Annotated in this window: 16 protein-coding genes and 3 tRNA genes; 7 read left to right on the top strand and 12 right to left on the bottom strand. The window is 66.7% G+C overall.

Features of this window, described 5'->3' with window-relative positions; translation table 11 throughout:
- Nucleotides 1-347 precede the first annotated feature (347 nt).
- From SriyCCGPB3_RS14880 to SriyCCGPB3_RS14870, 3 genes are all read left to right on the top strand, one after another.
- Entirely contained in the window at nt 348-554 is a 207-nt protein-coding gene (locus SriyCCGPB3_RS14880; protein WP_049423877.1) for a hypothetical protein, read from the top strand.
- Between the two features lie 131 nt (nt 555-685).
- A complete protein-coding gene (locus tag SriyCCGPB3_RS14875) occupies nt 686-1,249 on the top strand; it encodes a DUF3011 domain-containing protein (RefSeq protein WP_049401711.1) in 564 nt (187 codons plus the stop codon).
- A gap of 167 nt (nt 1,250-1,416) precedes the next feature.
- A complete protein-coding gene (locus SriyCCGPB3_RS14870) occupies nt 1,417-1,620 on the top strand; it encodes a hypothetical protein (RefSeq protein WP_005417823.1) in 204 nt (67 codons plus the stop codon).
- 152 nt (nt 1,621-1,772) lie between these two features.
- Here SriyCCGPB3_RS14870 and dxs read toward each other — a convergent pair whose 3' ends face one another.
- From dxs to SriyCCGPB3_RS14835, 7 genes are all read right to left on the bottom strand, one after another.
- Nucleotides 1,773-3,680, bottom strand: a complete 1,908-nt coding sequence (gene dxs, locus SriyCCGPB3_RS14865) for a 1-deoxy-D-xylulose-5-phosphate synthase (protein WP_350260378.1) — start codon at nt 3,678-3,680, stop codon at nt 1,773-1,775.
- 105 nt (nt 3,681-3,785) lie between these two features.
- Entirely contained in the window at nt 3,786-4,451 is a 666-nt protein-coding gene (locus SriyCCGPB3_RS14860; protein ID WP_019336875.1) for an HNH endonuclease, read from the bottom strand.
- A 477-nt stretch (nt 4,452-4,928) separates the two neighbouring features.
- Nucleotides 4,929-6,719, bottom strand: coding sequence for an acyl-CoA dehydrogenase C-terminal domain-containing protein (locus SriyCCGPB3_RS14855; RefSeq protein ID WP_153855910.1), 1,791 nt, complete (start codon nt 6,717-6,719; stop codon nt 4,929-4,931).
- A 64-nt stretch (nt 6,720-6,783) separates the two neighbouring features.
- Complete coding sequence (locus SriyCCGPB3_RS14850; RefSeq protein WP_110712962.1) at nt 6,784-7,260, bottom strand: LEA type 2 family protein; 477 nt, start codon at nt 7,258-7,260, stop codon at nt 6,784-6,786.
- Between the two features lie 163 nt (nt 7,261-7,423).
- Complete coding sequence (locus SriyCCGPB3_RS14845) at nt 7,424-7,975, bottom strand: lipocalin family protein (RefSeq protein WP_153855911.1); 552 nt, start codon at nt 7,973-7,975, stop codon at nt 7,424-7,426.
- Nucleotides 7,976-8,135: 160 nt separating this feature from the next.
- Nucleotides 8,136-8,211: transfer RNA gene (locus SriyCCGPB3_RS14840), tRNA-Phe, on the bottom strand.
- A 73-nt stretch (nt 8,212-8,284) separates the two neighbouring features.
- A tRNA-Phe gene (locus SriyCCGPB3_RS14835) sits at nt 8,285-8,360 on the bottom strand.
- 333 nt (nt 8,361-8,693) lie between these two features.
- On the opposite strand from SriyCCGPB3_RS14835, the gene SriyCCGPB3_RS14830 reads away from it, so the two are divergent.
- On the top strand, nt 8,694-9,719 hold the full coding sequence (locus tag SriyCCGPB3_RS14830) for an NADP-dependent oxidoreductase (protein WP_153855912.1): 1,026 nt from the start codon (nt 8,694-8,696) through the stop codon (nt 9,717-9,719).
- Between the two features lie 73 nt (nt 9,720-9,792).
- Here the strand turns inward: SriyCCGPB3_RS14830 and SriyCCGPB3_RS14825 are convergent, their stop codons facing one another.
- On the bottom strand, nt 9,793-10,635 hold the full coding sequence (locus SriyCCGPB3_RS14825; protein ID WP_153855913.1) for a bifunctional transcriptional activator/DNA repair enzyme AdaA: 843 nt from the start codon (nt 10,633-10,635) through the stop codon (nt 9,793-9,795).
- Nucleotides 10,636-10,767: 132 nt separating this feature from the next.
- On the opposite strand from SriyCCGPB3_RS14825, the gene SriyCCGPB3_RS14820 reads away from it, so the two are divergent.
- On the top strand, nt 10,768-11,529 hold the full coding sequence (locus SriyCCGPB3_RS14820; protein ID WP_153855914.1) for an SDR family oxidoreductase: 762 nt from the start codon (nt 10,768-10,770) through the stop codon (nt 11,527-11,529).
- Nucleotides 11,530-11,535: 6 nt separating this feature from the next.
- Here SriyCCGPB3_RS14820 and SriyCCGPB3_RS14815 read toward each other — a convergent pair whose 3' ends face one another.
- Nucleotides 11,536-12,021 carry a hypothetical protein gene (locus tag SriyCCGPB3_RS14815; protein ID WP_153856125.1) on the bottom strand — a complete coding sequence of 162 codons (486 nt, stop codon included), beginning with the start codon at nt 12,019-12,021 and terminating at the stop codon, nt 11,536-11,538.
- A gap of 125 nt (nt 12,022-12,146) precedes the next feature.
- Here SriyCCGPB3_RS14815 and SriyCCGPB3_RS14810 point away from each other — a divergent pair, with 125 nt between their 5' ends.
- Entirely contained in the window at nt 12,147-12,902 is a 756-nt protein-coding gene (locus tag SriyCCGPB3_RS14810) for a hypothetical protein (protein WP_153855915.1), read from the top strand.
- Between the two features lie 104 nt (nt 12,903-13,006).
- Nucleotides 13,007-13,180, top strand: coding sequence for a hypothetical protein (locus tag SriyCCGPB3_RS14805; RefSeq protein WP_180846240.1), 174 nt, complete (start codon nt 13,007-13,009; stop codon nt 13,178-13,180).
- Nucleotides 13,181-13,242: 62 nt separating this feature from the next.
- On the opposite strand, the gene SriyCCGPB3_RS14800 is transcribed toward SriyCCGPB3_RS14805, so the two are convergent.
- The 3 genes from SriyCCGPB3_RS14800 to SriyCCGPB3_RS14790 form a co-directional block, all read right to left on the bottom strand.
- Nucleotides 13,243-13,318 (bottom strand) — tRNA-Ala (locus SriyCCGPB3_RS14800).
- A gap of 94 nt (nt 13,319-13,412) precedes the next feature.
- Entirely contained in the window at nt 13,413-14,339 is a 927-nt protein-coding gene (locus SriyCCGPB3_RS14795) for an alpha/beta hydrolase (protein ID WP_110712950.1), read from the bottom strand.
- Nucleotides 14,329-15,222: an alpha/beta fold hydrolase gene (locus SriyCCGPB3_RS14790; protein WP_110712949.1), complete on the bottom strand. Its 894-nt coding sequence runs from the start codon at nt 15,220-15,222 to the stop codon at nt 14,329-14,331. Before SriyCCGPB3_RS14790 ends, SriyCCGPB3_RS14795 begins: the two co-directional genes overlap by 11 nt.
- Between the last annotated feature and the right edge of the window lie 20 nt (nt 15,223-15,242).

The raw sequence follows: 15,242 nt of genomic DNA, 5'->3' as shown, positions 1-15,242 counted from the left end.
GCTCAGTGCATGGCGGCGCGGATCAGCTCTTCAATCAGCACCAGATAGCTGGCCACGAAATAGAACTTCAGCAGCGTCCAGCGCTGCTGCGAGAAGAAGGTGCGCATGTGGAAGGGGCCCCTGTTGGTGACGGTAGTGTGAAGCTCCGTCAACTCCGTGACAAGGGTCACGGAACGCCTTCACTAAACAGCCTCAGGGATGTGAGGGTTGGGAAGCGCCCGACCGAATCCTGAGGCATTTTCGTACAAATCTGATAGGCCATCTCCGACGCGATCGATAGCCTGAGGGTGTACTGGCACGTGGCCCTGCCGCCTGTCACCGCCTCTTTCCTTCCGCAGGAGCTTCTCATGGTCTTTACTGTCCAATGCACTGCCCGGCACTGGTCCGTGTTGCATCCGAAGGCGGGTGACGCCACCCGTTACGCCCGCGGTGCCGATGCCTTCGACGCGGCCGCTGCGCTGGCCCTCGAGCACCATCGTCGCACCGGCCAGCGCAGCACGGTCCGGGTCGAGGCGCTCGGCAGCACCGTGGATGCGCTCCATATCGGGGAGTGACGCCACCGGCCGAGGCGCAGTCAGCCACGGTTGAGTTGTTTGAATGGGGAAAAAACCGCCGTGGTCGCCCCCCTGTGCGCCGCGCCACGAATCCCGGATGCTTGCGCCATCGTATTCATCCGGAGATTCCGATGGGCAAGGCACTCACCTGGCGAACCCTGGCCTGCACGCTGCTGCCGATGCTGGCGGCCGCAGGCGGCGCGCAGGCGCAGAGCTATGGCTACGGTTATGACGACGATCGCTATGGCGGTCGTGATGGCGGCGGCATCGTCCGCTGCGAATCGATCAAGAACCGCAGCAATGAATGCCGCCTGGAAGGCCGTGCCCGGATGATCCGCCAGTTGTCCGGTTCGCCGTGCGTGGAAGGCGAGACCTGGGGGCAATCGCGCTACGGTGTGTGGGTCACCCAGGGCTGCCGTGCCGAGTTCGTTGGCGAGTACCGCCGTGGCGGTGGCTGGGGTGGTGGCCATGGCAACGGCTGGGGTAACGGTGGCAATGGCTGGGGCGGGGGTGAGGTGATCACCTGCCATTCCAACGGCCACCGCCAGGAGTACTGTGATGCCCGCATCCGTCGTGGTGTGCGCCTGGTGCGTCAGGATTCACGCAGCGCCTGCATCGAGGGCCAGACCTGGGGCTGGAACCGTCGTGGCATCTGGGTCAGCGACGGCTGCCGGGCGCAGTTCCAGGTGAATTGAACTCGCCCATCGAAAATCAGAATAATCTGATACAGCTCACATTTTGAACGTCGTATCTTCTGTGATCAGGGCACCCCTGCGTGCCCCTGATCCGTCGCGATGAAGTCTGCCGTAACCGGCACGCCCGTCCCGCCACCGTCGATACGCTGCCTCAAGGAGTGAGCTGCATGTTGATCCGCCTGCAATGCGAGCAACGCCAATGGCGCGTGCTGCACCCGGACCGGCCGGAACCGATCGAGTTCCGCGATGGTGCCCGGGCCTACGATTTCGCTGAAACCCTTGCACGCCTCCACTTCGTCGACACCGGGCAGCGCGCTGCGGTGCGGGTGGAGGCCAGCGGTGCGTTCGTGGAAGCGGTCAGCTACGGCTGAGGGTTGGGGTTTCCGGCCAGATCATCGTTCCGGAGCCCGCTAGCCACGCACGGCGTGGATCTACTTTGCATCTGTCTCCACGCATGGCGTGGATCGACCCCTGTTCCGCAGTAGATCCACGCCATGCGTGGATCTACTGGTGGTGACCGGCTTCAGCCTGCCGCGCTGAGCGGCGGGGTCCCGGCAGCCAGCTGCGGCCAGCGCTTGAGCACTGCCGCACGAATGCCCGCCGCATCGATGCCGGCCTCGGCCAGCAGGTCCTCGCGGCTGGCGTGGTGCTGATAGCTGTCTGGCAGGCCCAGATGCAGGATCGGGCGCAGTACGCCTTCGGCGTTGAGCAGCTCGCCGACGCCGGAACCGGCGCCACCGGCCACCACGTTGTCTTCGATCGTCACCAGGCCCTCGTGCTGGGCGGCCACGGCCAGCACCAGCTCGCGGTCCAGCGGCTTGATGAAGCGCATGTTGACCACGCTCAGGCCCAGCTCGCGCCCGACCTGTTCGGCGGCCGCCACGGTGCTGCCAAAGGCCAGCAGTGCCACGCGGCTGCCCTGCAGGCGCCGCTCACCCTTGCCGATCGGCAGGGTCGACAGGTCGGTGCCGGCGGCCACGCCGGTGCCGGTGCCGCGCGGATAGCGCACGGCAGCCGGGCCCGGATGCTGCAGGCCAGTGCTGAGCATCTGCCGGCACTCGGCTTCGTTGGACGGTGCCATCACCACCATGTTCGGCACGCAGCGCAGGAAACTCAGGTCGAGGTTGCCGGCATGGGTGGCGCCGTCCGGGCCGACCACGCCGGCGCGGTCGATCGCGAACAGCACGTCCAGGTCCTGGATGGCCACGTCATGCACCAGCTGGTCGTACGCACGCTGCAGGAAGGTCGAGTAGATCGCCACCACCGGCTTGCCACCCTGGGTGGCCATGCCGGCGGCGAGGGTGACCGCGTGCTGTTCGGCAATTGCCACGTCGAAATAGCGCTGCGGGTATTCCTTGCTGAAGCGCACCAGGCCGGAGCCCTCGCGCATCGCCGGGGTGATGCCGTACAGGCGCGGCTCGGCGGCGGCGGCATCGCACAGCCAGTCGCTGAACACATCGGTGTAGGTCGGCTTCTTGGCACCGGCCTTGGCCACCAGGCCCTTGTCCGGATCGAACGGGCCGACGGCGTGGTAACCGATCTGGTCGCCTTCGGCCGGCTCGTAGCCCTTGCCCTTGGTGGTCATCACGTGCAGCAGCTTCGGGCCCTTGGAGGCGCGCAGCGTCTTCAGCGTGGACAGCAGGGCGGACATGTCGTGACCGTCGATCGGACCGGTGTAGTGGAAGCCCATTTCCTCGAACATCGTGGACGGCACGAACATGCCCTTCCAGTGTTCTTCCCAGCGCTTCACGAAGCGCGCCGGGTTGTTCTTCTTGTCGCCGAGGATCTTCTTGCCGCCTTCGCGCAGCGCGTTGAGCGTGCGGCTGCCGGTGGCGCGGCCGAGCATCTTGGTCAGGCCACCCACCGCCTCCGAGATCGACATGTTGTTGTCGTTGAGGATCACCAGCAGGTTCGGCTCGGGCTCCATGCCGCCGGCGTGCATCAGCGCTTCGAAGGCCATGCCGGCGGTCATTGCACCATCACCGATCACCGCAACGACCTGGCGGTTGTCGCCTTCGGACTGGCGGGCGATGGCCATGCCGAGTGCGGCCGAGATCGAGGTCGAGGAGTGGCCGACGCCGAAGGTGTCGTACTCGCTCTCTTCGCGCTTCGGGAATGGCGCGACGCCGTCCTTCTGCTTGACGGTGTGGATCTCGTCGCGGCGACCGGTCAGGATCTTGTGCGGGTAGGTCTGGTGACCGACGTCCCAGACCAGCTGGTCCTGCGGAGTCTGGTACAGGTAGTGCAGGGCCACGGTGAGTTCGATCACGCCCAGGCCGGCGGCGAAGTGGCCGCCGCTCTTGCCCACCGACTCGATGAGGTAGGCGCGCAGTTCGTCGGCGACCGCCCTCAATTCGGATTCGTCGAACGTGCGCAGGTCATCCGGTGTCTGGATGCGCGCGAGGCGGGGATAGCGGGCAGAGTCGATCATCATGTTCGCACTTGTTCTGAACGCCCATTTTCGCCCTCAAACGGGGGTGGGGCAAGCAAACGCCGCCGCCCGTGACAGGACGGTGAGGGTTGCATTTTCAGCGATTCAGGTGCTCAGTTTTGACCGCTTGGGCAATTGCGCCTTCAGGAAGGCCATCTGGTCGGCCAGGATGTTGCGGTTGGACAGGATCAGGTGCTCGATCCAGCTGGGCCGGTAAGGCACCGCCAGCAACGGCATTCCGGCCTGCTGCGGGGTGCGGTCGCTCTTGCGCGAGTTGCAGTGGAAGCAGGCGGTGACCACGTTTTCCCAGCAGTCCAGGCCACCCTTGGACAGCGGCATGACGTGGTCGCGGGTGAGCGTGGGGCGGTTGAACTGCTGGCCGCAGTACATGCACAGGTGCGCGTCGCGGGCGAACAGGGCCGGGTTGGTCAGGTTCGGCGTGGGGTCGATCGCGCGGGAGCGGGCGTGGCCGCGGGCGGCGATGATCGGGTGCAGGTCCATGCCGCTCTGCAGGCCGCTGAAGCGGTTGGTACCGCCGTGGATGTGCAGGCACGGATCGCCCAGCGTCCAGGCCACGGCTTCACGAGCGTAGAGGCAGGCCGCATCCTGCCAGGTGATCCAGTCCAGTACGCGTCCGTGGGCATCCAGCGAGAGCAGCCGGACCGAACCGGGGCGATGCAGCGTCGTGGCGTTGGGCGATGCTTCGGCGCCCGGAGCAGAAAACGGAGCTCCGGCTTCGATCAGACCCAAGCGTGTAGTGTCTGTCTCCATCGGGAGAACAGCTTATACCTGAATGTTGACGATTTGTGTATCGCCGGTTGGCGATACGCAAATCGTCAACATTCAGGTCCACGCATTCCACCTATTCCCAGCGCCTGTCGGCGCGCCCCCCTTAACAAAGGGGGGCTCTTCTCCAGATGGATTGTGGGGCGGGCTGTCAGGCTGGGGTCGGATCCCTTTCCGCAGGAAAGGGCTCTGACCCCGCATCCACGCATGGCGTGGATCTGCCGTGTCGACCAAGGTCGACACCTACCAGCAGCAGAAATCTGTCGAAGGCGGGGTGGGTCCGGTTGCGGGGGCGTGAGCCGCATGGATGCGGCGACCGAGCTTACATGGACGTACTTGCAGCGTCCCCCGCAATTGGACCCACCTCGCCACCCCGCAGGAAGCCAGCTCTTGCCGCTGATGTTGCTGTTGCGGTGGCCGGCCAGCGGCCGGCACTACCGCGGGTGCCGGGCGCAGCCCGGCTCAGGCGCCGAAGCGCTCGTCGTCCATTGCCATCAGCGGGGCGGCGCCGGCCTGGATCGCGGCGGCGTGGCTGAGGGTGCGCGGCAGCACGCGGGTGAAGTAGAACCGTGCGGTCTCGCGCTTGCCCTGGGCGAAAGCGGCGCCGTGCGCGCTGGCATCGGCGGCCGCCACGCTGCGGGCCCACCAGTAAGCCAGCACCACGTAGCCCGAATAGAACAGGTAGTCGTAGCTGGCTGCGCCCAGTTCGTCCGGGTTGGCGGCCGCGCGCTGCAGCACGTCCAGGGTCAGCTTGCCCCATTCGGCGGCCTTGGCGCGCAGCGGGCCGATGAACTCGGCCAGCGCTTCGTTGCCCTCGTTGGCCTTGGCGAACGCCTCGATCTCGGCCAGCATCAGCTTCAGGCCGGCGCCCTGGCTGGACGCGGTCTTGCGGCCGATCAGGTCCAGCGCCTGGATGCCGGTGGTGCCTTCATACAGCGTGGTGATGCGGGCATCGCGGGCCAGCTGCTCCATGCCGTGTTCGCGGATGTAGCCGTGGCCACCGAAGCACTGCAGGGCGTTGTAGGTGTTCTCGATGCCCCATTCGGTCTGGCAGGCCTTGGAGATCGGGGTCAGGAAGCTCACCAGGGTGTCGGCGCGCTCGCGCTCGGCGGCATCCTCGGCGTGGTGGGCGACGTCGATCAGGGTGGCGGCGTGCAGGGCCAGCAGGCGGCTGCCCTCGACCAGTGACTTCACCGTCAGCAGCATGCGGCGCACATCCGGATGGACCAGGATCGGGTCGGCCGGCTTGTCCGGGAACTTGGCGCCGCTCAGGGCGCGCGACTGCAGGCGCTCACGGCTGTACTTCAGTGCGTTCTGGTAGGCGCGCTCGGACAGGCCGATGCCCTGCAGGCCGACGCCCAGGCGCGCGGTGTTCATCATGGTGAACATGGCCTGCAGGCCCTTGTGCGGCTGGCCGACCAGGTAGCCCTGCGCACCATCGAAGTTCATCACGCAGGTAACCGACCCCTTGATGCCCATCTTGTGCTCGATCGAGCCGCAGCGCAGTGCGTTGCGCTCGCCGACGTTGCCTTCGCGGTCGACCTTGAACTTCGGGGTGACGAACAGCGAGATGCCCTTGGCACCCGGAGGAGCGTCGGGCAGTTTGGCCAGCACCAGGTGCACGATGTTGCCGGTCAGGTCATGCTCGCCGGCGGTGATGAAGATCTTGGTGCCGGTGATCGAATAGCTGCCATCGGCATTCGGCTCGGCCTTGGTCTTGAGCAGGCCCAGGTCGGTGCCGCAGTGCGGTTCGGTCAGGCACATGGTGCCGGTCCAGCGGCCCTCGATCAGCGGCTTCAGGAAGGCCTCGTGCTGCCAGGCTTCGCCGTGCTGCTTCAGCGCTTCGATGGCGCCGTGCGAGAGCAGCGGGAAGTTGCCCCACGCCAGGTTGGCGGCATTGATCATTTCGTTGAGCGGCACGCCCAGGGTGTGCGGCAGTCCCTGGCCGCCCAGCTCCGGCGAGGCGGTCAGGCCGGTCCAGCCGCCATCGACGAACTGGTCGTAGGCCTGCTTGAAGCCGGGCGGGGTGGTCACTTCGCCGGTGGCCTGGTCGAGCACGCAGCCGATCTCGTCGCCGACGCTGTTGAGCGGGGCCAGCACGGTGGCGCTGAAGCGGCCGGCTTCTTCCAGCACGGCATCGACCACGTCGGCGGTGGCGTCGGTGAAGCCCAGGCGGGCGAACAGGGGTTCGACCTTGAGCACGTCGTGCAGGGCGAAACGGAGGTCGGAAAGCGGGGCGGTGTAGCTGCTCATCGGTACGTCTCGATTTGATCAGGGCAGGGGAGAGCGGCGCGGGGCGCCGCGACGAAAGGCGGGTTCAGCGCAGTACGCCGGGCAGGCCGGGGGCCTGGTTGAGGGTGCTGCGGCTGCTGATGTCGAAGCTGCGCTGCTTCTTTTCCTGCGGCGTGGCCGCCACCGTTCCCTTCAGGCCATAGGCCAGGGTGCGGTTGCCGGCCAGCGCGTCGGCCACCACCAGGCGTGCGGCCGAGCTGGGCACGAGGTCGACATTGATGACGTCGGCGGAGGTGCCGCCGATGGAGATGCCGGGCTTGGCCATCAGGGTGCCGGCGTCGCTGTCGCCGACAGTCAGCGCCAGTGCGACATCATCGAAGGTCATCGGCATGGAACTGTAGTTCTGCAGGCGCAGGGCCACGGTCCAGTTGCCGTCGGCGCGCACGGTCAGCTGCTGCAGGCTGGCCGCCGGTTCCGAAACACGCTTGACGATGCCGTTGTTGCAGGCAACAAGGGCGAGGGTGCACAGGACGATCAAGGCGATACGGAAGCGGTGGAGCATGGGCGCAGGTCCTCTGGAGGGGTGCGTTGGATAAGCATACTACGGCGTATGGTTGTTTGGAGCGCCTGTGGCGACCCGTCGCAGAGGGTAGCGCGTGAAGATGGCGGACGGGCGTGCGCGGCGCCGGATCGAGCGCGCGTGGTGCGCCGGATTGCGGCGCGGTTCAATCGGTGGCCGTATCGCGCAACGGAGCCATCAGGCGCAGTGGTCCGAGGTCGTAGCCCATGGCTTCGGCTTTTTCTTTCAGCTGTTCGAACCGGGCGCGATCCATTTCCGGCAGGCGCGAGAGAATCCACAGGTACTTGCGGTCCGGTTCACCGACCAGCGCCCATTGGTAGTCCGGGTCCAGTGCCAGAACCCAGTAGTCGGCCCAGACCAGTGGCACCCAGCTCAGCCAGTCCGGCACGAAGCGCACCTGCAACTGGCCGGGATGGCCGGCAACCGGGCGCGCCACGCCTTCAGCAACCACGCGTTCGCCATCGCCGTTGCGGCAGGCATTGGTGACACTGATGCGGCCATCGCGGCGCAGCCCGTAGTTGGCGGTGATCTCGCCGACACACTGCTTCTGGAACGACACCGGCAGGTGCGCGATCTCGTGCCACTGGCCTGCATAGCGGTCGATGTCCAGCGTGTCGACTGCACGCACCGGTTCGGCGGCGATCACCGGAAAGACGGCCAGCAGCAGGCAGGCGAGCAGGGCGGGGCGCAGAGGCATCGGCAGGCTCCAGGCAGGAGTCTGGAGCGTAGGTGCCACGGCACGGGCCGGTGTAAATGTTTCGTCAATCGACAGGTAGCCGCCTGTCATGGAAGAAGGTCAGGCGTTGAGGGGGTATCGCGAACAAAAAAAGACCTGCATTTCTGCAGGTCTCTGAAGATGGTGGCCGAAGACGGAATCGAACCGCCGACACGGGGATTTTCAATCCCCTGCTCTACCAACTGAGCTACTCGGCCAAATTGTGTGGCAACCGTGATCAAACCCGGTTTCCGGAAAAAAAAGACCCGCATTTCTGCAGGCCTTCGAAAGTGGTGGCCGAAGACGGAATCGAACCGCCGACACGGGGATTTTCAATCCCCTGCTCTACCAACTGAGCTACTCGGCCACATGTTTCGTAGCAGCGAGGTCGCTGCCAAGGAGGCGTATATTACGGAGGTCGGCAGTCTTCGGCAAGCGTTTCGCCAAGATTTCTTCACATTGCCGTCTGCGCGCTCGCAAGTGCTTGATCCTCCGTTGTGGAGCGGGCGTGGCCAATCGATCATCGTCTGCCGTGGAAATCAGCGGGTCGCCGCAGGCGCGAATGCTGCAAGGGCAGGGGCTGCGCCGGACCTGCGCGGGTCCGGGCAATGGAACGCTGTTTTCGTGGCCGCCATCGGGGGTCGTCGCGGCGTAGTGTCGGCAGTCCTTTCCTGATGCTGGCAACAGCAGAGACCTGGCCATGTCCGATCCCTCGACCACCTCCCGCATCGTGCTTGCGTCGCGTCCGCAGGGAGCGCCGAGTGCGGCCAACTTCCGCCTGGAACAGGCTGCGCTGCCGGCATTGGCGGATGGCGAAGTGCTGCTGCGCAACCGCTACCTGTCGCTGGACCCGTACATGCGTGGACGCATGGACGAGGGCCCGTCGTACGCCGCGCCGGTGGCGGTGGGCGCGGTGATGGAGGGCCAGACCGTGGCCGAAGTGCTGCGATCCAACGCCGAAGGTGTGGCGGTGGGAGATCTGCTGCTGGCGCCGGGCGGTTGGCAGACCCATGTGGTACTGCCGGCCAAGGCGCTGGGGCGTCGGCTGGATCCGGCCGGCCTGCCGTTGAGTACGGCGCTGGGCGTGTATGGCATGCCCGGTTTCACCGCCTATTCCAGCCTGCATGAAATCGCCCGCCTGAAGCCAGGCGAGACGCTGGTGGTGGCCGCCGCGACCGGGCCGGTCGGCGCGACTGTGGCGCAGCTGGCCAAGCTGCAGGGCGCGCGCGTGGTCGCCATCGCCGGTGGCGAAGCCAAGCGCGCCTATCTGCAGACGCTGGGGGTGGACGTGGCGCTGGATCATCGCGCCGCTGATTTCGCCGCGCAGCTGCGCGCAGCGGTGCCTGCGGGCATCGATGTGTACTTCGAGAATGTCGGCGGCCATGTGCTGGATGCGGTGCTGCCGCTGCTCAATGACTTCGCCCGCATTCCGGTCTGCGGCACCATCGCCACCTACAACGAGCGCGGCGTCGAGCAGCCCGGCCCTGATCGCCTGCCGGCATTGTTCAGCCAGATCCTGCGCCAGCGCCTGACCGTGCGTGGTTTCATCGTGCACGACTTCAACCACCTGTGGCCGGACTTCGAACGCGAGATGCCGCAATGGCTGCGCGAAGGCCGCGTCCAGTACCGCGAGGATGTGGTGGAAGGGCTGGAGAATGCGCCGGAGGCGTTCTTCGGGCTGCTGAAGGGGCACAACTTCGGCAAGCTGGTGGTGAAGCTGGATTGAGAGCTTGGTGGCGTGCCGACCAAGGTCGGCACCTACCGGAAGCTGGGCGTGCCGACCAAGGTCGGCACCCACGTCAGGCAGTCGAGGCCTTCTCGCGGCGCAGCAGTTCGCGCTTGCGCGCTACGCCCCAGGCATAGCCGGACAGGTCGCCGTCGCGGCGCACCACGCGGTGGCAGGGTACGGCCACCGCCAACGGATTGCTTGCGCATGCGCGTGCGACGGCACGGCTCGAGCGCGGCGCGCCGATGCGCGCGGCGATATCCGCATACGAGGCGGTCTGCCCACGTGGGACCTGCTGCAGCGCCTGCCACACCCGTTGCTGGAACGCGGTGCCACGGATATCCAGCGGCAGCGTGGCGCCTCGCGAAGGATCCTCGACCAGGCCCACCACCTGTGCCACCAGTTGCTCGTAGCCCTGGTCGGCGCCGACCAGTTCGGCCTGGCGGAAGCGTTGCTGCAGCGACTGCAGCAGTGTCTCCGGATCGTCGCCGAGCAGGATCGCGACCACGCCGGTCCCGCTGCTGGCCACCAGCACGCTGCCAAGGGAACTTTCGGCAAGCGCGAAGTGGATGACTTCGCCGCGCCCCCCTGCGCGCCATTGCTTGGGCGTCATGCCCAGCAACTTCGGTGCGTTCTCGTAGAAGCGTCCACTGGAACCGAAGCCAGCATCGTGGAAGGCGTCGGTGATGCGTTCCTGTTGTTCCAGCCCGGTGCGCAGGCGGTCAGCGCGCAGCGCGGCGGCGTACTGCTTGGGGGTCAGCCCGGTGGACTGCTTGAACAGGCGATGCAGGCGCGTCGGGCTGCAGCCAGCGATATCGGCCAGTTCCTGCAGCGAGGGTTCGTCGAGGCTGGCCTGCAGGTGCCGGCAGACCCGTTCGATGCGGTCATTGAGGGCGGTGGTGGCGGTACTGTCCATGGCCGGATTCTGGCACGTGCCGGTGCTGCGGAAACTCCGTTTCCTGCACCCGTCAGCAAGGTCCGGAAACGGAGTGTTGGCGGGCCGAAGGCACGGCATCGTGGCGGCCACTTCACCACCGGTACCACGATCATGCGCCTGAACAACAAGATCGCCCTCATCACCGGAGCCAGCGCCGGCATCGGCCGCGCCAGCGCGCTGCGCTTCGCCGCCGAAGGGGCAAAGCTGGTGCTCAATGCACGGCGGCTGGAACCGCTGCAGGCGCTGGCCGAACAGATCCGCGCCGCCGGTGGGGAAGTGGTGGTGCATGCTGCCGACGTGGCCGACCCAGGCACGGCGCAGGCGCTGGTCGATCTGGCCCAGCAGTCCTTCGGCGGCCTGGATGTCGCGCTCAACAATGCCGGCATGCTCGGCCCCGGTGTACCGGCCGCGGAGTTCCCGCTGGACGCCTGGCGCGAGGTGATGGCCACCAATCTGGATGCCGCTTTCCATGCCGCACGCGCACAGTTGCCGGCACTGATTGCGCGTGGCGGCGGCTCGCTGGTGTTCGTCGGGACCTTCGTCGGCCACACCGTGGGATTCCCGGGCATGGCAGCCTATGCGTCGAGCAAGGCCGGGCTGATCGGCCTGAGTCAGGTGATCGCTGCCGAATACGGTGCGCGCGGCGTGCGCAGCAACGTACTGCTGCCCGGTGGCACCGATACCGAAATGGGCCGGCAGGCCGCACCGACCGGCGATGCCCGCGACTTCGTGCGCTCGCTGCACGCACTCAAGCGCCTCGCCGAGCCGGAAGAGATCGCCAATGCCGCGTTGTTCCTGGCCAGCGATGAAAGCAGTTTCGTTACCGGCAGCGCGATGCGCGTGGAGGGTGGGGTGTCGATCACCCGTACCTGAGCGCGGTCACGTGCGTGGTGAGTAGCGAATACCGCTGCAGGCCATGAAGCCTTTCGGATCGAAACGGGCCCAGGCTTCGCCCCAGTCGAACCGGGCGCAGCCGCCGGCCAGTTTTCGCCCCAATGCCGTGGCCAAGGTGCGGCGCATGAAGGCGACTTCGGCATCGATGGTTGCCTGGGTTGGCCAGCCGTCTTCCAGTGTTGCACCGGGTAGATCGGCGCCCATCGCCAAGATGTCGAGCTGTTGCCCGTGGAAGCACAGGCTGATGCCAGCGGGCGCACCACCCAGGCTGAGCCGGTGCAGGCTGAGCCAGTGATAGCCGGTGCCGACATCGCGCTCGTCACGCACCAGCGCGGCAAAGGCGACACGCGCTTCATCCCGAGACAAGGTGGGGCCGATCAGCGTCGGCAGGTTGCCGAGCTGGATGCCGCCATCGGCAGGGTTGAGGATCATCGGTACGGCGTGCGCCGCGTGCAGGGGAGACAAGGGCATGGCGTACCCGGAAGGCATAATGCATTGGAAACTGGACGTGCCGCATGCCCGCGGCAACCCGTATGCATTGGTTGCCACATCGATGTCGGTCATGCTCTGCACCTCGTTCGCCATCAGGATCGTACATGCAACAGCTCCACGCCGCCGATGCGAGCAACATCGACTGGCCTTCACTGCAGGCGGCGTATGGCAGTGCTGGTGATGCCGGCGAGCTGATGGTCGCCCTGCAGAACGCGGAACACCAGGAGGACTGGGGGGAGCTGTGGTCACATCTGTGCCACCAGGGCACGGTGTACCCAGCGAGTCATGCGGCGCTGCCTGTGTTGCTGGGCATCGCCCTGCAGGACGCTCGTTTGGATGCGGATGACGCCCTGTTGCTGGCCGGAGCCATCGTGGCCGGTTCGGTGCCGGAGGATCCGGGATTGCACCCGCATTCGTCGACGATCGGGGCATTGATCGACGTGGTGGAGGCCCGGCTGACTCTGCCAGTGATCGACGCGGATGCACAGCTCTTCGCACGGCGCGCGTTGCGCCAGGCCTGGCTCGGGCTGAAGGGGGAAAAGGTGTGGTCCCTGCATCTGGACCGGTTGGAAGAAGGCGAATTGGTAGGCGAGTGCGATCGCTGTGGTGCTGACCTGTATGCCGAGTTCGACGAAGAAGCGCCCTATCTCTGCCATGAGGATCCGGTGCATGGGGCGCCCACGATCCGCACTCCGTTGCAGGCAGGATCGCCGCTGAACGCAGTAGAGCAGTGGTTGCTGCAGCAGGCCCTGCGCGACGGTGATCACCAGGCCGTGCGGCTGCTGGGATTAGCCTTTGGAGAAGCACCGTGCAGCGCGTGCGGCCGCATGTTCCCTGTGCGCAGCTGCGCGGGAGGCTGAGGAGGGCCGGCTGCACGCAGCGTTCGCGCCGGGCTGACCTGCGGATTACCCGGCAGCCTCTAGCGTGGAGCCAGGGCTGGCATGTGCCAGTGCAGGAGCGAGCGATGAGTGAGCGCGACAACGATCAGAGCGACCCGAAGCAGGGTGTGCAGGAAAGCCGTCAGGACCGGAAGCAGGATGACGTGGCGAAGCGCAGGCCAGCGCAGCGTGATGAACAGGTGCGTGATGCGCATTCGCGCAGCCCGCAGCGCAAGGACGGGGGCCTGGATCCGGCCTGAACCGTGGGCGCTGAAAAGAAAAAACCCGCAGATCACGGAGATCTACGGGTTCTTCTGAATGGTGGTGGAGCCAAGGAGGATCGAACTCCTGACCTCGTCATTGCGAACGACGCGCTCTCCCAGCTGAGCTATGGCCCCACGGCAGGGTTTCAGTGTAGCGCTGCCTGCCGGGCTTGCCAAGCGCCGGGCCGGGACGGCGGCGGCACAAGGCCTGCCACCGTCCTAATCCGGTTCAGTGTAGGGCCCGGCGCAGCAAGGCGCCCGCGCGCTGAACCGCTACGTCAGTGCTGGCACTGACCGTGCGCAGGTGGATGCAGGCGTGGATCATCCCGGGCAGGCGTTCCAGCGTGCAGTCGATACCTGCCGCCTGCAGCCGCCCTGCGTACTGCTCGGCCTCGTCGCGCAGCGGGTCGTGCTCGCAGCTGAGGATGGTGGCTGGTGCCAGCCCCTGCAGGTCGGTTGCGTGGGCGGGCGAGGCCAGCGCCGACGGTTGGGCCAGACCACCCAGATAGGCCTGCCAGCAGCGCTGCATCAGTTTAGCGCTGAGGTAATAGCCCGTGGCGTAGTCCCGATAGGAATCGCTGCCCATGCCAGCATCCAGCGCCGGGTACAGCAGCAGCTGGTGGCACGGTTGCGGCAGGCCCCGTTCGCGCAGCAGCAGGCAGCAGGCGGCGGCGAGATTGCCACCGGCGCTGTCGCCACCGATTGCCAGGCGCTGTGGGTCCAGGCCGAGGCGATCCGCATTGGCCTGCAACCACCGCCAAGCGTCGGCGACGTCATGTAGTGGAACCGGGAACGGGTGCTCCGGCGCCAGCCGGTAGCCGACCGCGGCGATCACGCAGCCGCTGGCATTGGCCAATGCCCGGCAGGGTCCGTCATAGACCGCCAGCGAGCACTGGAACCAGCCGCCACCGTGGGCGAACAGCAGAGCCGGTACCGGTCCATCGGGCAGCCCTTCCGGCGTGTAGAAACGCAGCTCCAACGCATGCCCGTCGCGCGCGATTACCGTGTGCTCGATCACGTGTGCGACGGCCTGTGGTGCTCCCTGCAACTGTGGCAGCGCGCTCTCGCTGATCACCCGCAGTTCGCGCAGGTCTTCCGGCAGCGCATGGGCGGCGACGGCGTCGACGAACTCCTGCAGCGCCGGTTCAAGCAGCATGGCGTGCCTCCAGCAGGAAGGGCAGCAACTGCGCCAGGAACGCCTGCGGTGCTTCTTCCATGATGAAGTGGCCGCAGCCCGGCACGATGCTGCCGCGTACATCGTCGGCATGTGGCTGCAGGGTCAGCATCGGCGCATCGCCGGTGGCGTGCTCGGCGCCGATGGCCAGTACCGGCATTGGCAGGCGGCGCTGCGCACGCTGCTTGTTCTGGCGGATCGTCTCCGGAATCGCGCGATACCAGGCGAAACCTGCGCGCAATGCGCCCGGACGGCTGTAGGCGGCAATGTAGGTGTCGGCGGCCACCGCATCGCGGCGGTACGACCAGCGATCGAACATGAATTCCAGGTAGGCGCGCTCGCGGCCACTGATCAGTGCCTCGGGCAGGTCGGCCACCTGGTTGAACATGAAGTGCCAGAGGAAGATGTTGTCGGCCGGTGCGGCAAAGATGCCCGGTTCCGGGGCCAGGCCGGGAATCACCGCTTCGGTGACGGCCAGCTGGCGCACCGCCTGCGGCTGGTCGCTGGCCAGCGCATAGGCGATCCACATGCCGATGTCATGCCCGACCACCTGATAACGGTCGTGGCCCAGCGCCTGCATGGTCTGGTGCAGGACGGCGGCGGCGCTGCCGGTGTCGTAGCCGTGGGCGGGGCGATCGGATTCGCCGATGCCCGGCGGATCCACGGCAATCGCTTCGAAGCCGGCCTCGGCCAGGGCGTGCAGTACGTGGCGCCAGGCGTACCAGGTCTGCGGCCAGCCGGGAATCAGCAGCACGGGTTCACCGTGGCCCGCGGACACGCAATGCACGCGCTGGCCATCGATGCGCAGGTAGTGGTGGCGCAGCGAAGCGTCGCCGGCAGCGCCAGCGGAAAGGGAAGTGGTCATGGGGGAGTGCTCCGTGGGGG

It is taken from the genome of Stenotrophomonas riyadhensis (assembly GCF_040256885.1).
Classification (GTDB): Bacteria; Pseudomonadota; Gammaproteobacteria; order Xanthomonadales; family Xanthomonadaceae; genus Stenotrophomonas; species Stenotrophomonas riyadhensis.
Note: the sequence above shows the minus strand (reverse complement) of the source record. Positions and strands in the feature narration are given on the sequence as shown.